The organism is Ornithinimicrobium kibberense (assembly GCF_006519705.1).
GTDB lineage: Bacteria > Actinomycetota > Actinomycetes > Actinomycetales > Dermatophilaceae > Ornithinicoccus > Ornithinicoccus kibberensis.
In genome coordinates this window covers 96,660-118,703 of record NZ_VFXM01000009.1, presented here as the reverse complement: position 1 = coordinate 118,703, position 22,044 = coordinate 96,660, and the positions used below count along the sequence as shown (strand labels likewise).

The following is a 22,044-nucleotide window of genomic DNA, read 5'->3' as shown; positions in this document are numbered from 1 at the left end:
GCCGCCGACGGCCTCAGTCCTCCAGCTGGGCCTGGATCGGGATCTCCTGGGTGTCCACGCCGACGACCGCCACCTCGTCCGGCCGGGAGGGCAGCACGGTCTCCAGGTAGTCGCGCACGGCGTCCTCGATCGGGGTGTCGTGGCCGGCCTGCTCGGACAGGTACCACCGGTGCTCGAGGATCTCGTGGAAGAACTCCGCCGGCTCCAGCTTGGACCGCAGCTCGCGGGGCACCGAGCGGGTGACCGGCTCGTAGACCCGGCTCAGCCACTCGTGGGCGACCACGTCCTCGTCGTCGCTCTGCCGGTCGGTCGCGGCCCGGTAGGAGTCGAGGTCGTTGAGCAGGCGGCGCGCCTGGTTCTCCTCCACGTCCAGGCCGGTGAGGTGCATCAGGCGGCGGGAGTGGTGGCCGGCGTCGACGACCTTGGGCTGCAGCCGGATGTGGGTGCCGTCGACGTCGGTGCTCATCTCCAGCTCGTCGACGTCGAAGCCGAGGTTGTTCAGCCGCCGGATCCGCTCGTCGACCCGCCAGCGGTCGCCGCGCTCGAAGCGCTCCTCGCTGGTCAGCTCGTTCCACAGCAGGTCGTAGCGGTGCATGATGAGGTTGGCGATCTCGATCGGGTCCTCGCCCTCGTCGAGCTGGCCGCCGGCCTCCAGGTCCATCAGCTCCCCGGCGATGTTGCCGTGGGCGATGAACAGGTCGTGCTCGCGCTGCCCGTCGGACAGCGTCGGGTGCAGCTCGGCGGTCTCGGCGTCGACGAGGTAGGCGGCGTACTCGCCGGCGTCGCGGCGGAACAACGTGTTGGACAGCGACACGTCCCCCCAGAAGCAGCCGGCCAGGTGCAGCCGCACGAGCAGGACGGCCAGCGCGTCCAGCGTGCGCCGGGCGGTGTCCGGGCGCAGCCGCTGGGAGAAGACGGCCCGGTAGGGCAGCGAGAACTTCAGGTGCCGGGTGATCAGGCAGGCGTCCAGGGCGTTGCCGTCGGCGTCGACCCGGCCCGAGACCACCCCGAGGGGCTCGACCACCGGCTGGTCCAGGCGACGCAGGTTGCGGAGCGTCTGGAACTCGCGGCGGGCCAGCGGCTCGCTGATCTCCTTGACCGCCAGCACCCCGCCGGACAGCCGCACGAACCGGACGACGTGGCGGGAGATGCCCCGGGGGAGGGCGGCCAGGTGGTGCTCGGGCCACTCCTCCAGCGGCACCTCCCACGGCAGGTCCAGCAGGGCCGGATCCGGCGCGAGGGCGGTGATGTCGAGGGCCATGGGACGAGGGTATGCCGCCGCGCCCCTCGGCGGGTGCGGACCGGTCCGGGGACGGTCGGGACGGTCCTAGAGGGCCGATCCCTGACGGTGCGCGGGGACGCGGTGCTGGCGGGACAGCCGTCGGATGGTGGCGAAGCGCTCCTCCGCGTGGGGCAGGCTGACCTCGCGCAGGTAGTCGGCGACCTCGGACGGCCCGTGCTCCTCGACGTGGGCGAGCACGCTGCGCACGTCGTCGGGGTGCCGGTTCTGGCTCATCTTCGCCTTGCCCTGGAGCCGGTCCACCCGCACCTCGACCGCCCGGATGGCCCGGGACATCGCGGCGAGCTTGTCCTCGCCGACCGCGTCCACGACGTCGCCGTCCCCCGTCCGGGAGCTCAGCCGCCGGGCCACCTCGAGCGCCCGCGCGGGGGAGCGGTCGACGTGGAGCGGCCCCCAGGCGTGGATCGTCACGTAGTCCCAGGTCGGGACGTTGGGCTGCACGTCGTTGGTGGCGTACCAGCGCGGCGAGACGTAGGTGTCGGTGATGTCGAGCAGGACCATCGCCGGCCCGGTCGTCGGCGTGGCCAGCTGCGGGTTGTTGGCGACCAGGTGGGTGACGAGCCTGGCCGTGCCCTCCTCGTCCCGCTCCAGGTGGAACGGGACGAAGGTGGCCAGGGGCCCGTCGGCGTGGACCGTGACGAGGTTGCCGGCCCGCGGCGCGGCCAGCAGCGCGAGCAGCCGGTCCTCGGGAAGGGCGAAGTGGTCGGGGACGTGCACCCGACCAGCGTAGACGCCCGCGTCCCGTACCCCGCCACAGAGGTTCACAATGAGCAAGATTGCCCAATGGGCAAGATTTCTGTACGGTGACGACGCGGCGACCCGCCGCCACCGCGTCCCCGGAAGGTTCCTCATGTCCCGTGTCCTCGCCCGGCTGGGTTCCTGGGCCTACCGTCGTCCGCTGCTGGTGCTGCTGGTGTGGGCGCTCGTGGTCGGCGGCGTGGTCGCCCTGGTCCGCACCGCGGACCCGGACATCTCCACGAGCATCGAGGTGGAGGGGACCCCGGCGCAGGAGGTCCTCGGCGCCGTGGCCGCGCAGCTGCCCGAGGCGGGAGGCACGCAGGGCACGGTCGTGCTCCGGGCGGACGACGGCGGACGCCTCGACGAGGGGGACCGGGCGCAGGCCGTCGTGACCGGCCTGGAGGACGCGGTCTCCACCGGTCACGTCGTGGACAGGGCGGCGCTCGCCGAGGAGGAGCGGAACGAGCTGCACGCGACCGTGGCGACGCGGGCCGAGCAGGCGATGGCCGACGAGCTGGACGCCGCGCTGGCCGACCTGGAGGAGGGGCTGGCCTCCGTGGAGGGGTCGCTGGCCGGGCAGGCCGACCAGGTCCCCGCCCAGCAGCTTGCCGCACGGCAGGAGGCCCTCGCCGACGTCGGGGCCCGGGTGACGGCACTGCGGGAGGCCGGCCCGGCCGAGCGGGTGGACGGGGTCGACGAGCTCTCGGCGCAGCTCGGCACGCTGATGGAGGCCGACCCCGCGGTCGCCAGCACCCTGGGCGCGAGCCTGGGCGGCTCGGGGGAGCTCCTCGGCGGGGAGGAGTCGGCCCGGGACCGCCTGGACCAGCAGGTGGACGAGCAGGTGGACGAGGTCCTCGCCGACCTGGCCGAGCTGCAGGAGGGGCCGGCGCCCGAGGGGCGGCTGCTGGAGGTCGACGGGACGACGGTGCCCGACGTGCGGGTCGGCGACGACGGGACCGTCGCCGTGGTCACCCTGCAGCTGACCGAGCAGCTGGACGACCTACCCGACGGCGCCGGGGAGGAGGTGACCGAGGCCATCGGCGACGCGGTGGGGCAGGTGGGCGTGTCGGAATACCCCAGCGCCTCCCTGCAGCCGCTCGAGCCCCCGGTCGGTGGCCACGAGGCGGTCGGCCTGGCGGTGGCCGCTGTGGTGCTGGTGCTGACCCTCGGGTCGCTGGTCGCCGCCGGGCTGCCCATCCTCACGGCGCTGGTCGGCGTGGTGGTCGGGGTGGGTGGCGCCTTCGGGCTGTCCGAGCACTACCAGATGACCTCGACCACCCCGGTGCTGGCGCTGATGATCGGTCTGGCCGTGGGGATCGACTACGCCCTGTTCATCGTGCACAGGCAGCGGTCCTTCATCCTGACCGAGGACCCCCGGCCCGACGCGCACGCCGCCGCCGCGCGGGCCGTGGGGACCGCCGGGTCGGCCGTGGTCTTCGCGGGCCTGACCGTGATCGTGGCGCTGCTGGGTCTGCTCGTCGTGGACATCGGCTTCGTCAGCACGATGGCGTTGGTGGCGGCGGTCACCGTCGCGCTCGCCGTGCTCGTCTCGATCACCGCCCTGCCGGCCCTCCTGGGGCTCGTCGGCGAGCGCGTCGTCGGCGCCCGGGCCCGGCGTGCCGGGACTCACCGCCCGGCCCCGGAGCGCACCGGCCCGGCCGCCTGGTGGGTAGGCACCGTCACCGCCCGTCCCTGGGTCACCGTCCTGCTCGTCGTCGGGGTGATGGCCCTGGCGGCCGTGCCCGTGCAGGGCCTGCGGCTGGGGATGCCCTCCGGCGGGGCGGCGGCCGTGGGCTCGCCGGAACGGACCAACGACGACCTGACCAGCCAGGCCCTGGGGGAGGGGGCCAACGGCCCGCTGGTCGTCACGGTCCAGCGCGACGGCCCCCAGGAGGCCGACCTGGACCGGCTGGGCGGCACCGTGGACCAGCTGGCGGACGTGCCCGGCGTCGCCAACGCGTCGGTGAGAGGGCTCAGCGAGGACGGGTCGCTGGAGATCTACGCGGTGACCCCGGTCGAGGGCCCCACGGCCGCGAGCACGGAGGAGCTCGTGCACCGGCTGCGCGACCCCGGGACGCTCGACGTGGGCGGGGACGTCGGGGTGACGGGGCTGGCCGCCATCAACATCGACCTGTCCGAGCGGCTGGCCGACGCCGTCCCCGACTACCTGGCCGTCGTCGTGGGGCTCTCGCTGGTGCTGCTGCTCCTCGTCTTCCGCTCGGTGGCCGTCCCGCTGGTGGCCACGGCCGGCTTCCTGCTGACGATCGCCGCCACCTTCGGCCTGACGACTGCGGTCTTCGGCGACGCCAGCCTGGGCTGGCTCGCCGGCGTCGACCGCCCCGGCGTGGTGCTCAGCTTCCTGCCGATCATGGCCACCGGCATCCTCTACGGCCTGGCGATGGACTACCAGGTCTTCGTGGGGACCTCGATGCGGGAGGACCACGTCCACGGGGCCTCCGCCGAGGAGGCGGTCCGCAGCGGCTTCGTCCACGCCTCCCGGGTGGTGGTGGCCGCGGCCGTCATCATGGTGTCGATCTTCGCCGTGTTCGTGCTCACCGACGACGTGATGGTCCGCCAGTTCGGCTTCACGCTCGCCGCCGGCATCCTGCTCGACGCCTTCCTCGTCCGGCTGACCCTCCTGCCGGCGGTCATGGCGGCCACCGGGGAGCGGGTCTGGTGGATCCCCCGGTGGCTGGACCGGGTGCTGCCCCGGATCGACGTCGAGGGCAGCCGGCTCGGGCACGACGACGTGGCCGCCCCCGTCGACCGGTCCCCCGTCCCCGCGGCAGCGCCGTGACATCCTGGGACCGATGAGCGAGCAGGGGCTGCGGGAGACGAAGCGGGCGGCCACCCGCCGGGCGCTGGCCCGGGCCACCTTCGACCTCGTCCGGGACCGGGGGTTCGACGCGGTCACCGTCGCCGACGTCACCGACCGGGTCGGCGTCTCCCGCCGCACGTTCTCCAACTACTTCGACCGCAAGGAGGAGGCGGTCGCCGCCGTCGTGGTCGAGACGGTCCGGGACGGGCTGGCCAGCTGGGTCCCACCCCCGGAGGCGGACCTGCTCGTCGCGGTGCGCTCCCTCGTGGACCACCAGTTCTCCGGGGAGTTCCCGGCGATCTTCGCCGCCATGGAGCAGCTGTGCCGGGCGCACCCGCAGCTGGTGCCCTACTGGCGCGACGCGCAGTGGCGGATCTGGACGACGACCGGCGCCCACCTGCGGGCCACCATGGGGTTGTCGGACGCCTCCGTCCAGCTGGACCTCGTCATGGTGATGGGGGCCCTCTTCGGGGTCGTGTCGACGCACTTCCCCGAGCGCGCGGCCCTCCGGGACGCGGCGGGCCAGGAGCATCCGCTGGCGTCGGTGCACCGGAGCCTGGACGAGGTCTTCGCCAGGCTGGCCGCCGGCCTGGGCTGAGCGCGGGGTCGCTCAGGACGGGGTTGCTCAGCGCCGCAGGACGACCGGCACGTGCGCCCAGCCGCCGACGGGGTAGGTCTCACGCACCGGTCTACGGTCGGGGTCGGGCACGACCTGCCGGGTGGCCCTCAGCAGCTCCGTCAGGACGACGACCAGCTCCATGGTCGCCAGCGGACGGCCGGGACAGACGTGGACCCCGGTGCCCCACACCAGGTTCTGGGCCGCGTTCTCGGTGGGCCGGTAGGCGTCGGGGTCGCCGAAGACCGACTCGTCCCGGTTGGCCGAGGTCCAGTTGAGGTAGACGCGTTCGCCGGGCCGCAGGTCGAAGCCGCCGACCTGCGCGGGTCGGGTCACGACCCGGCGGTTGACGAGGAAGGGGTCGTCGATCCGCAGCATCTCGTCCACCGCGGCGGCCAGCTCGTCCGCCGCCGACCCCTGCCCGCCCAGGGCGACCTGCCGCAGCTCGTGCTGGACCTCGGGGGAGCTGGCCAGGAAGTGCACGACCACACCCAGCGACGCGGCGATCGACCCCAGGTCGCCGGCGGTCCAGTTGCGCAGGACGGAGACGATCTCGGCATCGGTCAGCGGCCGCCCGTCCACGACGGCGTGCAGCAGCTCGGTCGTCGGGTCGTCGGGGGCGTCGTCGCCGGCGGCCCGGCGCAGGGCCACCTGCTCGGCGACGAGCTCGTCGAACTCGGCGGCGACCGCCGCCGTGCGCCCGCGGTCGGCCGACCGGGCGGCGTCGTGGTTGGCCGACATCCACCGCACCAGCCGGTCCTCCTGGCCGGTCCAGCCGAGCCAGGAGGTCTGGGCGTGCACGGCGAAGCGCCGGCCGAGCCCGGTGACCGCGTCGGTGCGGTCCCCCAGCCCGGCGACGACGGCCCGGGCGATCCGTCGGACCTCCGGCTCGAGGGCGGCCATCCGCTCCCGGGTGAAGAAGGCGTCCACGAGGGAGCGGTACGCCGTGTGCTCCGGCGGGTCCATCGTGTTCGGCACCGACCGGAAGACAGAGGCGCCCGAGGAGAAGGTCGCGGGGTCCTGCGCCACGGCCACCACGTCCGCGTGCCGGAGGACGGTGACGCCACGGGGCGAGCGGGCCACCGGGCAGGCCCGCCGCCGCTCGTCGTAGTGCGCGCGCTGGTCCGCCAGGACCTCCTCGGACAGGGGCGCCCACGTCGGGATCTCGGCCATGCGGCCACGGTAGCCGGACGCGCGAGGGCCGGGCGGCTGCCACCGCCCGGCCCTCGTCGCACCCCGGGGCGGCTGCCCCCGGGCCGGTGCTCAGTCGCTGATGCGCTCGCCGGTCTCCGCGTGGAAGAGGTGCAGGTGCTCGCCCTTGGGCTGGAAGTGCACGATCTCGCCCTTCTTCGGCGGGGTACGGCCGTCGACGCGGGCGATGAACGGCTTGTCGTCGATCCCGGCACCGGGCAGCTCGCCGTAGATGTAGGCGTCGGCCCCGAGCTCCTCGACCACGTCCACCTCGATCGGCAGGCCGCGGCCGGAGTCGGAGATCGCCACGTCCTCGGGCCGCACGCCGAGGACGACCTCGCTGCCGGCCTTGGACAGGGTCTCGCGGTCGACCGGGTGCACGTAGTCGCCCAGCTTGACGCCGCCGTCGGCGACCGGGACGGTCATGAGGTTCATCGCGGGGGAGCCGATGAAGCCGGCGACGAAGACGTTGTTGGGGTGGTCGTACATGTGCCGCGGCGCGTCGACCTGCTGCAGGATGCCGTCCTTGAGGACCGCCACGCGGTCGCCCATCGTCATGGCCTCGACCTGGTCGTGGGTGACGTAGACCGTGGTGACGCCCAGGCGCCGCTGCAGCGAGGCGATCTGGGTGCGGGTCTGCACGCGCAGCTTGGCGTCCAGGTTGGACAGCGGCTCGTCCATGAGGAAGACCTGCGGTTGGCGCACGATCGCGCGGCCCATGGCGACGCGCTGGCGCTGGCCGCCGGAGAGGGCCTTGGGCTTGCGCTCGAGGTAGTCGGTCAGGTCGAGGATCTTGGCGGCCTCCTCCACCCGCTCGCGGATCTCCGCCTTCGGCTTGCCGGCGATCTTCAGGGCGAACCCCATGTTGTCGGCGACCGTCATGTGCGGGTAGAGCGCGTAGTTCTGGAAGACCATCGCCACGTCGCGGTCCTTGGGCGGCATGTGGGTGACGTCGCGGTCGCCGATGAGGATGCGTCCGCCGTTCACCTCCTCCAGGCCGGCCAGCATGCGGAGGGAGGTCGACTTGCCGCAGCCCGAGGGGCCCACGAGGACGAGGAACTCACCGTCCGCGATCTCGATGTTGAGCTTGTCGACCGAGGGCGTGTCGGCCCCGGGGTAGACGCGGGTGGCCTCGTCGTACGTCACTGTTGCCATCTGTGTGCCTTTCCTTCACCGGCAGGTACGTGCCGGACGATCCGTCGTAAAGGAACCCGTCCGCGGGCGCGGGCGGGCGTCGTGCGGTGCCTCCGGCGGCGGGTGCCCACGACAGACGGTGAGGTATGGCGTGCACGGCGCCCTTGCCGGTGACGGACCTCACGCTAGCACGGAGCCCGGGACGGGCGTTGCAAGATTTTGCATGCCGCTCGTCACGGCCCCATACTGATCGCGTACGTCACGGCTCGGTCTCCGGGTCGTCGTGTACCGGCGTCGTGGCCGTCAGAGGTGCCACGGCCGGGGACCACCCAGTTCGAAGGAGAACCATGAAGCGCACGACCGGAGCGGTCGCCATCGCCAGTGCGGCGGCCCTGCTGCTGTCCGCCTGCGGCGACACCGCGGACACGGCCGACGAGCCCACCACCGCCGCCGAGGAGACCGCCGAGGACGACGCGGCCGCCGAGGACGACACCGCCACCGAGACAGAGGACGCCGCGGCCGGTGAAGACGCCGCCGCCACCTCCGAGGGTGCCGCCCCCGCTGCCAGCGACGGCACCAGCCTCGTCATCTGGGCCGACGACCTGCGCGCCGCGGCGCTCGAGGACGTCGCCGTCACCTTCGAGGAGGAGACCGGCGTGCCGGTGACCCTCCAGGTGGTCGCCAACGAGAACCTGCGCGAGCAGTTCAAGGACTCCGTCGGCGCCGGCGCCGGCCCGGACATCGCGGTCGGCGCGCACGACTGGCTGGGCGAGCTCGTCCAGAACAACGTCGTCGCCCCGGTCCAGCTCTCCTCCGACCTCGCGGGCCAGTTCACCCCGGAGTCGGTCGAGGCGTTCACCTACGAGGGCCAGACCTACGGCGTGCCCTACTCCGTGGAGTCCCTCGCGCTCATCCGCAACACCGCCCTGGCGCCCGAGGAGCCCGCCTCGATGGAGGCCCTCGTCGAGACCGGCCAGCAGCTGGTCGCCGACGGCGAGGCCGAGCTCGTCATGGCCCAGGAGCTGGGCCAGGAGGGCAACGCCTACTCCATGTACCCCTACCTGGCGGCCTACGGCGGCGGCATCTTCCCGGTGCTGGAGGAGGGCGGCTTCGACTCCACCGAGGTCATCATCGACTCCGAGGAGACTGTCCAGGGCGGCGAGAAGATCGCCTGGCTGGCCGAGGAGGAGGCGCTCAGCGTCAGCATCGACGCCTCGAACGCCATCCCGCAGTTCGTCGAGGAGAGCACCGCCTTCCTCGTCTCCGGCCCGTGGGCGATCCAGCAGATCGTCGACGCCGGCATCGACTACGAGATCACCTCGATCCCGGACTTCGAGGACGGCGGCGAGACCACCCCGTTCCTGGGCGTCCAGGGCTTCTACGTCTCCGCCGAGTCGAAGAACCCGCAGATCGCGCAGACCTTCGTGCAGGAGTACGTGAGCCGTCCCGACGTGCAGGTCGCCCTGTACGAGGCCGGTGACCGTCCGCCGGCGCTCGTCGAGGCCTACGACGAGGTCTCCCAGGGCAACACCGACATCGAGGCCTGGGGCCAGGCCGCCGAGGGTGGCACCCCGATGCCGAACATCCCGCAGATGAACGCCGTCTGGGGCCCGCTGGGCAAGGCCACCGCGGACATCGCCACCGGCGACGACCCGGCCGAGCGCCTGGCGACCGCCCAGTCCGAGGTCGAGGCCGCGCTCTGACCCCGGCCTGATCCCGCCACCGCGGGTGGGTGTCCCGGTCCGGGGCGCCCACCCGCACCGGCGGGGCGTGGTATGCCGTGCGTGCGCACCTCCCGGGGCGCGACCGCACGGCATACCTCCCCCTCCGGACCGTCCTCGAGGAGACATCGATGTCCCAGACCGTCGCCGACCCGTCCCGGTCCGGCCCGCCGCAGGACCCGCACGTCAGCGAGGTGGCCCACACGCCCGTGTGGGTGACCGTGACCAGGTGGGTGCTGATCGCGCTGACGATCGGCGTGCTGGCCTACGCGGCCCAGCAGGCGATCGAGGCCGGCGCCTGGCTCATCGTCATCGTCGTGGCGTTCATCGCCATGTCCGTGCTGGTCGTCTACTCGACGCGGCGGTTCATCCCGCTGAAGTACCTGCTGCCCGGCCTGATCCTGCTGCTGCTGTTCCAGATGTGGCCGATCGTCTACACGGCAGCCACCGCCTTCACCAACTACGGCGACGGGCACACCCTGTCCAAGGAGGAGGCGATCTCGGCGATCCAGGCGCAGTCGGTGCGCCAGGACCCAGACGCCCCCCGCTACGGGATGTCGGTCGCCGTGCCCGAGGGTGCGACGGTGCAGAACGGCGAGCTGTCGCTGCTGCTGACCGTGCCCCCGGCCGAGGACGCCGGCGAGCTCGAGGAGGGCGCCGAGGAGGGGATCGGCGCCGCCGAGCTCGGCGAGAACGTCACCGCCGACGGCTTCCAGCTGTTCGTCGGCACCGAGGAGGGGCTGGAGCCGCTGGCCGCCGAGGGCGTGGAGGTGCGCGGCAACGGCACCATCGGCGCGGCGCCCGGCTACCGGGTGCTCAACCTCATGGAGGCCAACCAGCGGGCCCAGGAGGTCCAGGACTTCGCCGTGCCCGTCGGGGAGGACGGGGCCGCGGTCAAGCCGGCCACCACCTCGCAGGCGTTCGTGGGGCAGCCCACGATCTCCTACGACGAGGAGAACGACGTCATGGTCACCGCCGAGGGCAAGCGCTACGTGGCCCAGGACGGCAACTTCGTCCCCGAGGACGGCCAGGGCGCGGTGCTGCCCGCCGGGTGGACCGAGAACGTCGGCTTCGACAACTTCCTGACGATCTTCACCGACCCGACCTTCCGGGGCGGCTTCCTGAAGATCTTCCTGTGGAACCTGGCCTTCCCGCTGCTCAGCGTCGCCAGCACGTTCATCCTCGGCATGCTGCTCGCGCTGCTGTTCAACGACCCGCGGCTCAAGGGCAAGGGGATCTACCGGTCGCTGCTGATCCTGCCCTACGCGCTGCCGATCTTCGTGACGGGCCTGGTCTGGGCGGCGATGTTCAACCAGCAGTTCGGCCTCATCAACGAGGTCACCGGGCTCAACGTCAACTGGCTCGGCGACCCGTGGGCGGCCCGGGCGGCGCTGCTCATCACCAACCTGTGGCTGGGCTTCCCCTACATGTTCCTCATCACGACCGGGGCGCTGCAGTCGATCCCCAACGACGTCAAGGAGGCCGCAGCGGTCGACGGCGCGGGCCCCGTGCGCACCCTGGTGTCGGTGACGATGCCGCTGCTGCTCGTGGCCGTCGGTCCGCTGCTCGTGGCCAGCTTCGCCTTCAACTTCAACAACTTCACGTTGATCTACCTGGTGACGCGGGGCGGACCCTTCGACTCGGGCAACAGCCTCGTCGGCAACACCGACCTGCTCATCAACTTCGCCTACCGGCTGGCGCTGGAGTCCGGGCAGCCCAACATCGGGCTGGCGTCCGCGGTGAGCATCGTGATCTTCATGCTCGTCGGTGCCATCAGCTACATCGGGTTCCGCCAGTCCGCGGCCCTGGAAGAGGTGAACTGAGATGACTCAGCCCACGGCCGAGACCCCCGCCGCCGACGCCAACGCCCCCGCGCCGGTGCCCGAGAGCAAGAAGGCTGCCGCGAGCGCCGTGTCCAAGCCCCGGTCGGGCGTGTGGTGGCGGCACGCGCTGGCGATCGTCGCCCTCGTGTGGGCGTTGTTCCCGGTGATGTTCATCCTGTCCGCGGCGCTGAACCCGGCGGGCACGCTGAGCGCGTCCTCGCCGATCCCGCAGCACTTCTCCGGGAAGAACTTCTCCGACCTCTTCGCCTCGACGACCTTCCCGTTCTGGACCTGGTTCCGCAACAGCCTCATCGTGGCCGGCCTGGGCACGGTCTTCCAGGTCTTCATCGGCGCGGCCGCGGCCTACGCCTTCTCCCGCCTGCGCTGGTCGGGCCGCCGGCCGGGCCTCATGGGGCTGCTGCTGGCACAGATGTTCCCGGCGCTGCTGGCCTTCCCGGCGCTCTACGTCATGTTCCTGCGGATCGGTGAGGTCCTGCCGGCCGTGGGTCTGAACACCCTGTGGGGCCTGCTGCTGGTCTACCTGGGCGGGGCGATGGGGGCCAACGTGTGGCTGCTCAAGGGCTACTTCGACACCATCCCCAAGGAGATGGACGAGGCCGCCAAGATGGACGGCGCCAGCCACGCCCGGATCTTCTTCACGATGACCCTGCGCCTGGTGGCGCCGATCCTGGCGACCGTCGGCATCCTGGCCTTCGTCATGCTGTGGGGCGAGTTCCTCCTGGCCAGCATCTTCCTGCTGGACCAGGACCAGCGGACCCTCGGCGTCGGTCTGTACTCGCTGAACATGGCCGACCGCAACCGCTACTTCGGCATGTTCAGCGCCGGTGCCCTGGTCGCCTCCATCCCGCCGGTGCTGGTCTACCTCTCCCTGCAGAAGCAGCTCATCGGCGGGTTGACCTCCGGCGCGGTGAAGTGACGACTACGCCGGCTTCTCCGGCCCGCCGCGCCGGCACCGGCGAGGCCGGTGGGAGCCGGGGTCGTCTGGCCGACCTGGCGGCCTACGCCGGGGTCAGCGAGGCCACCGTCAGCCGCGTCCTCAACGACAAGCCCGGCGTGGCGTCCGGCACCCGGCAGTCCGTGCTCACCGCCCTCGACGTGCTCGGGTACGAGCGGCCGAGCAAGCTGCGCCGCAGCAGCGCCGGGCTCGTCGGCCTGGTCGTCCCCGAGCTGACGAACCCGGTCTTCCCGCTGTTCGCGCAGTACATCGAGACCCACCTGGCCGCGGCCGGCTACACCCCGGTGCTCTGCACGCAGACGCCGGGCGGTGTGCACGAGGACGAGTACGTCCAGATGCTGCTGGACCGAGGAGTCTCGGCCATCGTGTTCGTCAGCGGCTACCACGCGGACTCGCGCGCCGGGATCGAGCGCTACACCCGGCTGCGCGACCGGGGTCTGCCCATCTCGCTGGTCAACGGCTTCCGGGAGGGGGTCGAGGCGACCTTCGTCAGCCATGACGACCGGGGCACGATGCACCTGTCGGTGGGGCACCTGCGCGACCTGGGCCACACCCGCATCGGGTTCGCCACCGGGCCGGCGCGCTACGTGCCGGTCCAGCGACGGGTCGAGGGGTTCCTGGAGGCCATGGACGGCCTCGAGGGCGTCGACGCCGAGGGGCTGGTGCGCACGACCTTCTTCACCGTGGAGGGCGGCGCGTCGGCGACCCGGCAGCTCGTCGAGGCGGGGGCGACCGCCATCGTCGCCGGCTCCGACGTCATGGCGCTGGGCGTCCTGCGCGCCGCCCGTCAGCTGGGGCTGCGCATCCCCGAGGACCTCTCGGTCGTCGGGGCCGACGACGTACCGTTCATGTCGTTCGTGGACCCACCCCTGACGACCGTCCGGATGGACGTCCCGGGCATGTCCACCGCGGCGGTCGGGGCCGTCATGGAGGAGATCGCCGGCGAGACGGTCCAGCACCGGGAGTACCTCTTCGAGCCCGAGCTCATCCTGCGCCGCTCCACGGCGGCCCCGCCCCGGGACTGACTCCCGCCGGAGCGCCGGAGGTCGCCGGCCGGCCCCGCCTCGGCGTGTCGCGCACTGTGCCGATCCCGTTGCGGCGTGTCGCGGCCCCTGGCGCGGTTTGTGCAGCACGTGTCCTGCACCGGTGCGCGACACGCCGGCAGTGGGGGGGTCTGGATGTGCGCGACCCGCAGGCGGTGGGGTTCAGCAGTGTGCGGGACACGCCGGCGGTGGGACGGCGGTGGGATTTCGGCGAGGTGCGGGACACGCCAGGTCACTCGGCCGGCCGCTGCTCCCGCCGGGCGGCCTCGATGGCCCGGAAAACCTCGACGAGGGCCCGCTCGTCGGGCACGCGGAACTGCGCGGACGTCTCGCCGTCGCCCACCCGGACGGTCAGCCGGCGACCGGCACGCTCCCGGTCCGGGTCGTCGGCCAGCGCGGCGAAGCCCTGCTCGTCGGTCAGGTCGTCCCCGGCGTAGAACACGGCGTCCACGCCGAGCTCGTCGGCGAGGGCGACGAGCGCGGTGCCCTTCCCGACGTGCGCGACGGCCAGCTCGACGACCTCCTTGCCGGGGGTGACCACGAGCGCGGGATGCCGCTCGCCGAGAGCGCGGGCCGACTCCAGGGCGGCGGCCCCCGCCTGCGGGTCCAGCCCCCTGGTGTGCAGCACCCGCCCGGCCGGCTTCTCCTCGATGCGCGTCCCCGGGTGCCGCTCGACCACGGCGCGCAGATCGCCGTCCAGCGTCTCGAGCAGTGCGCGCTGCTCCTCGTCGAGCGCCAGCCCGTCGGGGTGCCGGGAGTCCTCGGCGCCGTGGCTGCCCACGAGCAGGAGCGGGTCGGTGGCGCCGGACAGCGCACGCAGCGGCTCCAGCGCCCGGCCGGACACGAGGGCGACCGTGGTCCCGGGCAGGTCGGCGATCGCCCTGAGCGACTCCATACCCCCCTCGACGGGGCGGGAGTCGTCCGGGTCGAGCACGAGCGGGGCCAGCGCCCCGTCGAAGTCGGTCGCCACGAGGACCCGGGGCAGGGCGGCGAAGCTGCCGACGGCCTCGGCGAGCGGCGGGGGCAGACTCATGACGGCTCCTGGGGGCGGGGGGGGCGGGACGTTCGTGCGGTGGCCGGGTGCCGACCGGTCATCGGCGGGAGCGCCCCCGGGGCCGCTGGGGCGCCGAGGCCAAGGCGGCCAGGAACTCCTCGGCCCACGTCTGCACGTCGTGGCGGCGGACCCGGCGCCGGAGCGCGGCCATGCGCCGGCTCTTCTCGGCCGGGTCGTCCCGGATCGCCCGCACGATCGTCTCCTTCAGGCCCTCGATGTCGTGGGGGTTGCACAGGTAGGCCGCGCGCAGCTCCTCGGCCGCCCCGGTGAACTCGGACAGCACGAGGGCGCCTCCGCCGTCGTGGCGGGCGGTGACGTACTCCTTGGCCACGAGGTTCATCCCGTCCCGCAGCGGGGTGACGAGCATGACGTCGGCCACCTGGAAGAGGGCGGCCATCTCCTCGCGCGGGTAGGACTGGTGCAGGTAGTGGACCGCGGTGTCGCCCAGGTGCGAGAAGTCGCCGTTGATCCGGCCCACGGTCGCCTCGATCTGCTCGCGGAGCGTGCGGTAGGCCTCGACCCGCTCGCGGCTGGGGGTGGCGACCTGGACGAAGGTGACGTCCGGGGGAGCGATGTCGCCGTCCTCGAACAGCTCGCCGATCGCGCGCAGCCGGTGCCGGATGCCCTTGGTGTAGTCGAGCCGGTCGACCCCCATGAGCACGACGTCGGGGTCGCCGAGCGACTCCCGGATCTCGCGGGCCCGCTCACAGACCTCGGGGGAGTCGGCCAGGCGCTGGAAGCCGGAGGCATCGATCGAGATCGGGACCGAGGCGGCCCGCACGGTCCGCGGCCCGGCGCCCGTCCGCCCGTCGTCGGTGCCGTCCCAGCGCACCTGGTCGCCGGCGGCGCGGGCCCCGAGCACCGCCCGGCAGGCGCGCCGGAAGTTGCGGGCGTCGTCGGGGCGCTGGAAGCCCAGGAAGTCGGCCCCGAGCAGGCCGCGCAGGATCGAGGCCCGCCACGGGAGCTGGGCGAAGAGCTCGACCGGCGGGAAGGGGATGTGGTTGAACCAGCCGATCCGCAGGTCGGGTCGACGGTCGCGGACCATCGCCGGGACCAGCTGGAGCTGGTAGTCGTGCACCCACACGGTCGCGCCCTCGGCGGCCACCTCGCAGACCGCCTCGGCGAACCGTTCGTTGACCGCGCGGTAGCAGTGCCACCAGGACCGGTGGAAGGTGGGCGGGACGATGACGTCGTGGTAGAGCGGCCACAGGGTGTCGTTGGAGAAGCCCTCGTAGTAGTCGGCGATCTCCTCGGCCGACAGCGGCACCGGGACCAGCCGCAGCGGCCCGTCGTCGAAGGGTTCGGGGGCCTCGCCGGGGAAGCCTGCCCAGCCGACCCAGGCGCCCTCCCGGTCGCGCATGACCGACTCCATGGCGGTGACCAGGCCTCCGGGGCTGGTCTGCCAGGTCGTGGTGCCGTCCGGTTCGACGTGCCGGTCCACCGGCAGCCGGTTGGCGGCCACGACGAAGTCGTAGGTGCCGCGTGCGGACGAAACCATCTGCGCTCCTCGTTCGTTGACCTGTGTCGACTCCGTCCGCCAGCCTAGTGAGGGCTTGCGGAGTCCGCCCGCCGGACCTGCAGACCGGGTCCCCCGAGGAGGAGACCGCATACCGTGGACCCCGTGACGACCGAGCTGCCCCGCACCCCCGGTGCCGACCCGACCCGACGGGTCCCGGTCGTCGTGCCGCGTCGGCTGGGCGGCTACGAGCTCCTCGAGCGGATCGGGGAGGGGGGTATGGGGGTCGTGTGGCGGGCCGTGGACGACCGGGGGCGCCAGCTGGCCGTCAAGGTGCTGCGCGAGCACATCGCCCACGACGAGCAGGCCCGGGCCAGGCTCCGGCGCGAGGTGCGCACGTTGGCCCGGGTGCACCACCCGCGGGTGGCGGCGGTCGTCGACGCCGACGTCGACGGACCGGCCCCCTTCGTGGCGACCGAGTACATCGCCGGCCGCCCGCTGGACGAGGTCGTGGGACGGTCAGGGCCGCTGCAGGGGGAGGAGCTGCTCCGGCTGGGCCGCGGCCTGGGGGAGGCGCTCGAGGCGATCCACCGGGCCGGGATCGTCCACCGGGACCTCAAGCCGGGCAACGTGCTCATGGTGCGACGTCAGGACGGCACCGGGCTGGACCCGGTCGTCATCGACTTCGGGATCGCCCAGGTCGCCGACGACGTGCGGCTGACGATGACCGGGATGGTCATGGGGACGCCGGGCTACCTCTCGCCCGAGGTCGTCGAGGGCGGCGACGTGGGACGGGCCACCGACTGGTGGGGCTGGGCGGCCACGCTGGCCTACGCGGCGAGCGGGGAGCCGCCGTTCGGCCGGGCGCCGATGACCGTCGTGCTCGACCGGGTGACGCGGGGACGGCTCCGGCTCGACGGCGTGGACCCCGCCCTGCGGCCGCTGCTGGCCGCTGCGCTGGATCCCGACCCGTCCCGACGACCCGCGCAGCGGCAGCTGCTCGAGGGCCTGGAGCGCTATGCCCGGGGGGAGGACGTCACCGGTGTCCTGCCCTCGAGAGCGCCTCGTGGGGGCGGTGGCGTCGGCGGGCACGAGGGCGGCCCGCGCGACCGGGACGACACCCGCCGTCAGCCGGTGGTCGACCCCACCCGGGGGCTTCCCCGGCAGCCCGGGCTGGTGGCGGTGCCGTCTCCGCCCCGGGACGCCGCGGAGAGCGACGCCGGGCGTCCCGCGGTCCCGCAGGCGCAGCCGGGGACCGACGGGGCATACCCCGTGGCGGCGGGGGAGCAGGGCGGGCCCGACCCCCGGATCGGGCGCAGCCGCCGGACCGGGACGCTGGCGGCGATGCTCGTCGGGTTCGTCGGCCTGGCCTCGACGGTGCCGGTCCTGGCGTGGGGGCTGTTCGCGCTGTGGGGGGTGGCCGCCAGGACGGTCGACGCCAGCCTCACCACGCTCGTGCTGCGCCGCCACGAGGCCGGACGACGACGCAGCGACGTGCCGGTGCTGGTCGCCGCGTCCCCATGGCACCTGACCCGGGGGGTGTTGGCCACCCTCCTCTCGCTGCTGCTGCCGGTCGGGCTGGCGGTGCTGGTCACCCTCGTGGTCGCGGGGGTGGTGACGACGACAGAGACGATGGTCGGCGTCGGGGTCGAGCACCCCCTGCCGATCGCGGCCGGCTCCCTCGTCGGTGGGCTCCTGGCCTGGTGGGGCCTGTCCGCCACGTCCCTGCGGCGGGGGTCGCGCACGCTGGTGCGGGGCGTGGCCCCGGCCGGGCTGCCCACGGTGGCCCTGGTCACCCTGATGCTCGTGGGGGGTGCCGCGCTCGCCGTGTGGGGCGTGCTCGACGCGCCCGCCGTGTCCTGGTGGCCGCTGCCCCCGGACGTCGACCCGCGGGACGTGCTGCCGTTCCAGCTCCCGTGACCCATTAGCAGGGTGCTCGGCTCGACCGGGGGATCTCGTCGTATGAGGTGCGTCACACCCGCTTCCCCGTCCGGGGAGGGTGCCTCTAGGCTGGTCCGGCTCGTCCCATCCGTCACACCCGTCCCTCGGGTGCGACGCCCGCGGTGCTCGTCCCGGCACCGCGCCCCTGCCGGAAGGACCGCTCCATGGGCTCCACCACCTCCCACCGCACGCCCCGCACCGGGGTGCTCCGGCGTCGCGTCGGCCGGCTGACCCTGGCGGGCGCGACCTCCGTCTCCGCGATGGGGATGGCCGCGCCGACCGCCGCCGCCGACGACCACAACGTCTGGGACCGGGTGGCCGACTGCGAGTCCAGCGGCAACTGGAGCATCAACACGGGCAACGGGTTCTACGGCGGGCTGCAGTTCTGGCACCCGACCTGGACCGGCTTCGGCGGAGGGGAGTTCGCCCCCTACGCCCACCAGGCGACCAAGCTGCAGCAGATCACCGTGGCCCAGCGCGTGCTCAAGGTCCAGGGACCCGGCGCCTGGCCGGTGTGCTCGGTGCGCGCCGGGCTGACGATGGAGAACGGGCTGGAGCCCTACGACGGGGCGGCCCCGGCCCCTGCGCCCGCGCCGGGCGTGCAGGGCACGTGGTGGGTGAGCGCGACGCCCGGGGCGAACGTGCGCTCGGGCCCGTCGACGACGTATGCCGTGGTCGGCGCCGCCGCCACGGGCTCGGAGGTCACCGGGACGCTGAGCAACGGGTGGGTGCGGCTGGCCGACGGACGCGGGTGGATCGCCCTGTCCACGCTGACCGACGAGGACCCAGGAGCCGCCACGCCGGAACCGGAGCCGGAGCCCACGCCCGAGCCGCCCGCCGCGTCCACGAGCTGGACGGTGACCGCGACCCTGGGGGCGAACGTCCGGTCCGGCCCGTCCACCTCCTACGCGGTGGTCGGGGGCCTGGCGCACGGGGCGACGGTGCAGGGCGAGTCGTCCACGAACGGCTGGATCAGGCTGGCCGACGGCCGGGGCTGGGTCAGCGGGTCGATCATGAAGGCGGCCGACGGGGCCGTGACCAGCCCCGGGTCGAGTACGATGGCCCCGCTCGTCCTGGACGGCAGCCGTGGCCCGCTGACGGTCAAGGCGGTCCAGCGGTGGGTCGGCCTGCCGGAGACCGGCCGCTGGGACACCACGACGGTCAAGGCGGTGCAGGCCGAGGTCGGCACCCGGGTGGACGGTGCCTGGGGCCCGATGTCCCAGGCCGCCTTGCAGGGCCACATCGGCCTGTCCCGCGACGGGTCGACCTACATGAACTACCGCACCGTCGTGGCCCTGCAGGCCTGGCTGAACGCGAACGTCATCGGCTGAGCGGCGGGCAGGTAGCATCGACGGTCGGCCGGGCGCTCCCGGCCCGGCTGGCGTGGCGCAACTGGTAGCGCACCTGTCTTGTAAATAGGTGGTTGAGGGTTCGAGTCCCTTCGCCAGCTCTGAGATCGCCTGTGGTGCAGGCGATTTGGGCTCTGATGTCACCGCTTCGGGCTGCTGTTCGAGAAACAGGTGGGTCAAGCCTCGAGGCGCCTCTGACCTGCGGTTTCTTCGCTTGCGCAGTGCACTTATGGATGGGACGTCCTCATCGCTGACGCACATATGCTGCACGCGAATTGGGGCAGGCTGCCGGGTTGGAGCCGGTTGCCTGGCACGGACTCCCAACTGTTGCTCTTGCGCGAGGATGCAAGTGCTTCGGTCGGCGTGCCCCTGGTCGTAACGTGGACCGAAACACATAGCTGTTTCACAGGTGCGGCACAGGTGGGCTGGAGTCCGCCGGTGGAGAGTGAGGTCATGACGATGTCACCCGGCGTTTCGCCTGCCCAGCCTCTGACCCGGGTCGACGGGACCCCGGTGCGCGTGCTGGTGGTCGATGACGAGCCTGTCCTCGCCGACCTGCTGCGGATGGCTCTGCGCTACGAGGGGTGGGAGGTGCGAACTGCCGGCACCGGGACCACGGCCCTTCGAGAGGTGCGCGACTTCGGTCCGGACGTCGTCGTCCTGGACGTGATGCTGCCTGACCTGGATGGGATGGCCGTGCTGCGACGGCTGCGCACCCAGGGTGAGGACGTCCCGGTCCTCTTCCTGACCGCGAAGGACGCGGTGGAGGACCGGGTCGCGGGTCTCACGGCGGGTGGAGACGACTACGTCACCAAGCCGTTCAGCCTCGAGGAGGTGGTCGCCCGGCTGCGTGGTCTCGTGCGACGCACCCAGGCCGTGGTCGCCAGCGCCCCGGACCCGCGGCTGGTCGTCGGTGATCTCGTGCTGGACGAGGACAGCCACGAGGTATGGCGCGGCGAGGAGTCGATCGAGCTCACCGCGACCGAGTTCGAGCTGCTCCGCTTCCTCATGCGCAACCCGCGCCGGGTGCTCAGCAAGGCTCAGATCCTGGACCGGGTGTGGAACTACGACTTCGGCGGACAGGCCAACATCGTCGAGCTGTACATCTCATACCTGCGCAAGAAGATCGACGCGGGTCGGGACCCGATGATCCACACCCTGCGGGGAGCCGGCTACGTCCTCAAGCCGGTCAGCACGTGACGAATTGGCTGCCCCGCCCCGCGGCGTGGACGCTGAGGCGGCGTCTTCTCCTCGCGGTCCTCTCGCTCCTCGCGCTGGTGGTGACGGCGATCGCCGTCCTCAGCGTCGTGACGGTGCGCGGGGTCCTCATGGAGCGGGTGGACACCCAGCTCGTCGCCGCGGCCCAGCGCGCCGGCGACGCCGCCGACCGTCCACCGGGTGGTGGGGAAGGACCCCCACCCGACGGTGGTCTGGCCGGCGGGGTACCTGACTTCCTGGAGATCCCCGGTCAGCCGGAGGACACGCTGGGGGCCCGCATCGTGGCGGGGGAGGTGGACCGTGCCGCGGTGCTCGACCAGGCGGGCACCGGTCAGCCCATCGATGCGGCGACCGCGGCGCCGCTGCTCACGGTCCCGGTGGACGGCACACCGGTGACGGTCGACCTCGGCCCGGAGTTGCTCGACTACCGGGTGGTGGGGGTGGAGACGGACTCAGGCGAGGTCATCGTCACGGGGCTGTCCTTATCCGGTGTGCACGACACCGTGGAGCGGGTGGTCCTCACCATCGCTGCTGTCGCCGTGCTCGGTCTGCTCCTCGCGGGGGTCGCCGGCACCGTGGTGGTCCGAGGCGCCCTGCGGCCGCTGGACCGGGTCGCCGCGACTGCCGCCCGGGTCACCGAGCTGCCCTTGTCGACCGGCGAGGTCACCCTGCCGCACCGTGTGCCGGACCAGGACACCGACCCGCGCACCGAGGTGGGCCAGGTGGGTGCCGCGCTGAACCGCTTGCTCGACCACGTCGTCGCGGCGCTGCAGGCGCGTGAGGCCAACGAGCGCCAGGTGCGCCAGTTCGTCGCCGACGCCAGCCACGAGCTGCGCACCCCGCTGGCGGCGATCCGTGGGTATGCCGAACTCACCCGCCGCGTCCCCGACCCGGTGCCGCCCGACGTGCAGCACGCGCTGGCGCGGGTGGAGTCGGAGACGGTGCGCATGTCGGGTCTGGTGGACGACCTGCTGCTGCTCGCCCGGTTGGACTCGGCGGCCGCGGGCGGCAACGGCCCCGGGCTGGCCGGTACCGAGGAGGTCGACCTCTCCTCGCTGCTCCTGGATGCCGTCGGGGACGCGCGTGCCGCTGGGCCGGACCACCGCTGGGAGCTCGACCTTCCGCCCGAGCCGGTCGTCGTGACCGGCGACCGTGACCGCCTGCACCAGGTGGTGGCCAACCTGCTGTCGAACGCCCGCGTCCACACGCCCCCGGGCAGCACTGTGACCGCGGCCCTGCGCCCTGTCCGTGAGGGCGGCGCACGACTGGTGCGGCTCTCGGTGACCGACGACGGGCCGGGCATCCCCGCCGATCTGCTGCCGCACGTCTTCGAGCGTTTCCGGCGTGCCGACACCTCACGTTCGCGGGTCTCCGGGAGCAGCGGGCTCGGTCTGGCCATCGTCGACGCGGTGGTCCGGGCCCACGGCGGCCAGGTCACGGCGACCTCGGTCCCCGGCCTCACCCAGCTCACCGTCCAGCTCCCGGCGGTCTCCTAGCGGGAACCCTGGGAAGAACCCCCCGGGGAGCATCGAGCAGCCGTCCGCTCGCCTCCGACGAGCATGGAGCCCCGAAGATGAGGGACCGAGAAGGGGCTCGACGGCGGGGATATCCGAGGTCGCCTGCTTGCGGTAGGGCTGTGGTGTTCCATCGTGAGGACTGTTGCTGC

General features: G+C 73.0%; 16 protein-coding genes and 1 tRNA gene. 11 read left to right on the top strand and 6 right to left on the bottom strand.

The annotated features are described in order from the left end of the window. Positions 1-13: 13 nt before the first annotated feature. The gene (locus FJR00_RS09255; RefSeq protein WP_075957098.1) at positions 14-1,261 is read right to left on the bottom strand and encodes a DUF4032 domain-containing protein; all 1,248 of its coding nucleotides are present in this window, start codon (positions 1,259-1,261) and stop codon (positions 14-16) included. A 66-nt stretch (positions 1,262-1,327) separates the two neighbouring features. Next, positions 1,328-2,017 carry an FMN-binding negative transcriptional regulator gene (locus FJR00_RS09250; RefSeq protein ID WP_141338459.1) on the bottom strand — a complete coding sequence of 230 codons (690 nt, stop codon included), beginning with the start codon at positions 2,015-2,017 and terminating at the stop codon, positions 1,328-1,330. Between the two features lie 133 nt (positions 2,018-2,150). On the opposite strand from FJR00_RS09250, the gene FJR00_RS09245 reads away from it, so the two are divergent. Further along, positions 2,151-4,835 (top strand): MMPL family transporter, encoded by a 2,685-nt coding sequence (locus FJR00_RS09245; protein ID WP_181409566.1) that lies wholly within the window; start codon positions 2,151-2,153, stop codon positions 4,833-4,835. A 13-nt stretch (positions 4,836-4,848) separates the two neighbouring features. Further along, a complete protein-coding gene (locus tag FJR00_RS15980) occupies positions 4,849-5,454 on the top strand; it encodes a TetR/AcrR family transcriptional regulator (RefSeq protein ID WP_202876628.1) in 606 nt (201 codons plus the stop codon). A 27-nt stretch (positions 5,455-5,481) separates the two neighbouring features. On the opposite strand, the gene FJR00_RS09235 is transcribed toward FJR00_RS15980, so the two are convergent. Both FJR00_RS09235 and FJR00_RS09230 read right to left on the bottom strand, forming a co-directional pair. Then, positions 5,482-6,645: a cytochrome P450 gene (locus tag FJR00_RS09235; RefSeq protein ID WP_141338457.1), complete on the bottom strand. Its 1,164-nt coding sequence runs from the start codon at positions 6,643-6,645 to the stop codon at positions 5,482-5,484. A gap of 90 nt (positions 6,646-6,735) precedes the next feature. Next, positions 6,736-7,818: an ABC transporter ATP-binding protein gene (locus FJR00_RS09230; protein ID WP_141338456.1), complete on the bottom strand. Its 1,083-nt coding sequence runs from the start codon at positions 7,816-7,818 to the stop codon at positions 6,736-6,738. 326 nt (positions 7,819-8,144) lie between these two features. Here FJR00_RS09230 and FJR00_RS09225 point away from each other — a divergent pair, with 326 nt between their 5' ends. The 4 genes from FJR00_RS09225 (at position 8,145) to FJR00_RS09210 (ending at position 13,342) form a co-directional block, all read left to right on the top strand. Next, the gene (locus tag FJR00_RS09225; protein WP_141338455.1) at positions 8,145-9,500 is read left to right on the top strand and encodes a sugar ABC transporter substrate-binding protein; all 1,356 of its coding nucleotides are present in this window, start codon (positions 8,145-8,147) and stop codon (positions 9,498-9,500) included. Positions 9,501-9,649: 149 nt separating this feature from the next. Beyond that, positions 9,650-11,341, top strand: a complete 1,692-nt coding sequence (locus FJR00_RS09220) for an ABC transporter permease subunit (RefSeq protein WP_141338454.1) — start codon at positions 9,650-9,652, stop codon at positions 11,339-11,341. A gap of 1 nt (position 11,342) precedes the next feature. Then, entirely contained in the window at positions 11,343-12,278 is a 936-nt protein-coding gene (locus FJR00_RS09215) for a sugar ABC transporter permease (RefSeq protein WP_141338453.1), read from the top strand. After that, on the top strand, positions 12,275-13,342 hold the full coding sequence (locus tag FJR00_RS09210; RefSeq protein WP_141338452.1) for a LacI family DNA-binding transcriptional regulator: 1,068 nt from the start codon (positions 12,275-12,277) through the stop codon (positions 13,340-13,342). Before FJR00_RS09215 ends, FJR00_RS09210 begins: the two co-directional genes overlap by 4 nt. A gap of 250 nt (positions 13,343-13,592) precedes the next feature. Here the strand turns inward: FJR00_RS09210 and otsB are convergent, their stop codons facing one another. Next, entirely contained in the window at positions 13,593-14,393 is an 801-nt protein-coding gene (gene otsB / locus FJR00_RS09205; RefSeq protein WP_141338451.1) for a trehalose-phosphatase, read from the bottom strand. A 58-nt stretch (positions 14,394-14,451) separates the two neighbouring features. Then, positions 14,452-15,912 carry an alpha,alpha-trehalose-phosphate synthase (UDP-forming) gene (locus tag FJR00_RS09200; RefSeq protein WP_141338450.1) on the bottom strand — a complete coding sequence of 487 codons (1,461 nt, stop codon included), beginning with the start codon at positions 15,910-15,912 and terminating at the stop codon, positions 14,452-14,454. Between the two features lie 123 nt (positions 15,913-16,035). On the opposite strand from FJR00_RS09200, the gene FJR00_RS09195 reads away from it, so the two are divergent. The 5 genes from FJR00_RS09195 (at position 16,036) to FJR00_RS09175 (ending at position 21,874) form a co-directional block, all read left to right on the top strand. Next, positions 16,036-17,790, top strand: coding sequence for a serine/threonine-protein kinase (locus FJR00_RS09195; protein WP_141338449.1), 1,755 nt, complete (start codon positions 16,036-16,038; stop codon positions 17,788-17,790). Between the two features lie 185 nt (positions 17,791-17,975). Next, the gene (locus tag FJR00_RS09190) at positions 17,976-19,142 is read left to right on the top strand and encodes a transglycosylase family protein (RefSeq protein ID WP_141338448.1); all 1,167 of its coding nucleotides are present in this window, start codon (positions 17,976-17,978) and stop codon (positions 19,140-19,142) included. Positions 19,143-19,188: 46 nt separating this feature from the next. Next, positions 19,189-19,261: transfer RNA gene (locus FJR00_RS09185), tRNA-Thr, on the top strand. 358 nt (positions 19,262-19,619) lie between these two features. Continuing rightward, a complete protein-coding gene (locus tag FJR00_RS09180; RefSeq protein WP_141338520.1) occupies positions 19,620-20,360 on the top strand; it encodes a response regulator transcription factor in 741 nt (246 codons plus the stop codon). Continuing rightward, positions 20,357-21,874 (top strand): sensor histidine kinase, encoded by a 1,518-nt coding sequence (locus FJR00_RS09175; RefSeq protein WP_141338447.1) that lies wholly within the window; start codon positions 20,357-20,359, stop codon positions 21,872-21,874. Before FJR00_RS09180 ends, FJR00_RS09175 begins: the two co-directional genes overlap by 4 nt. The last annotated feature ends 170 nt before the right edge of the window (positions 21,875-22,044 follow it).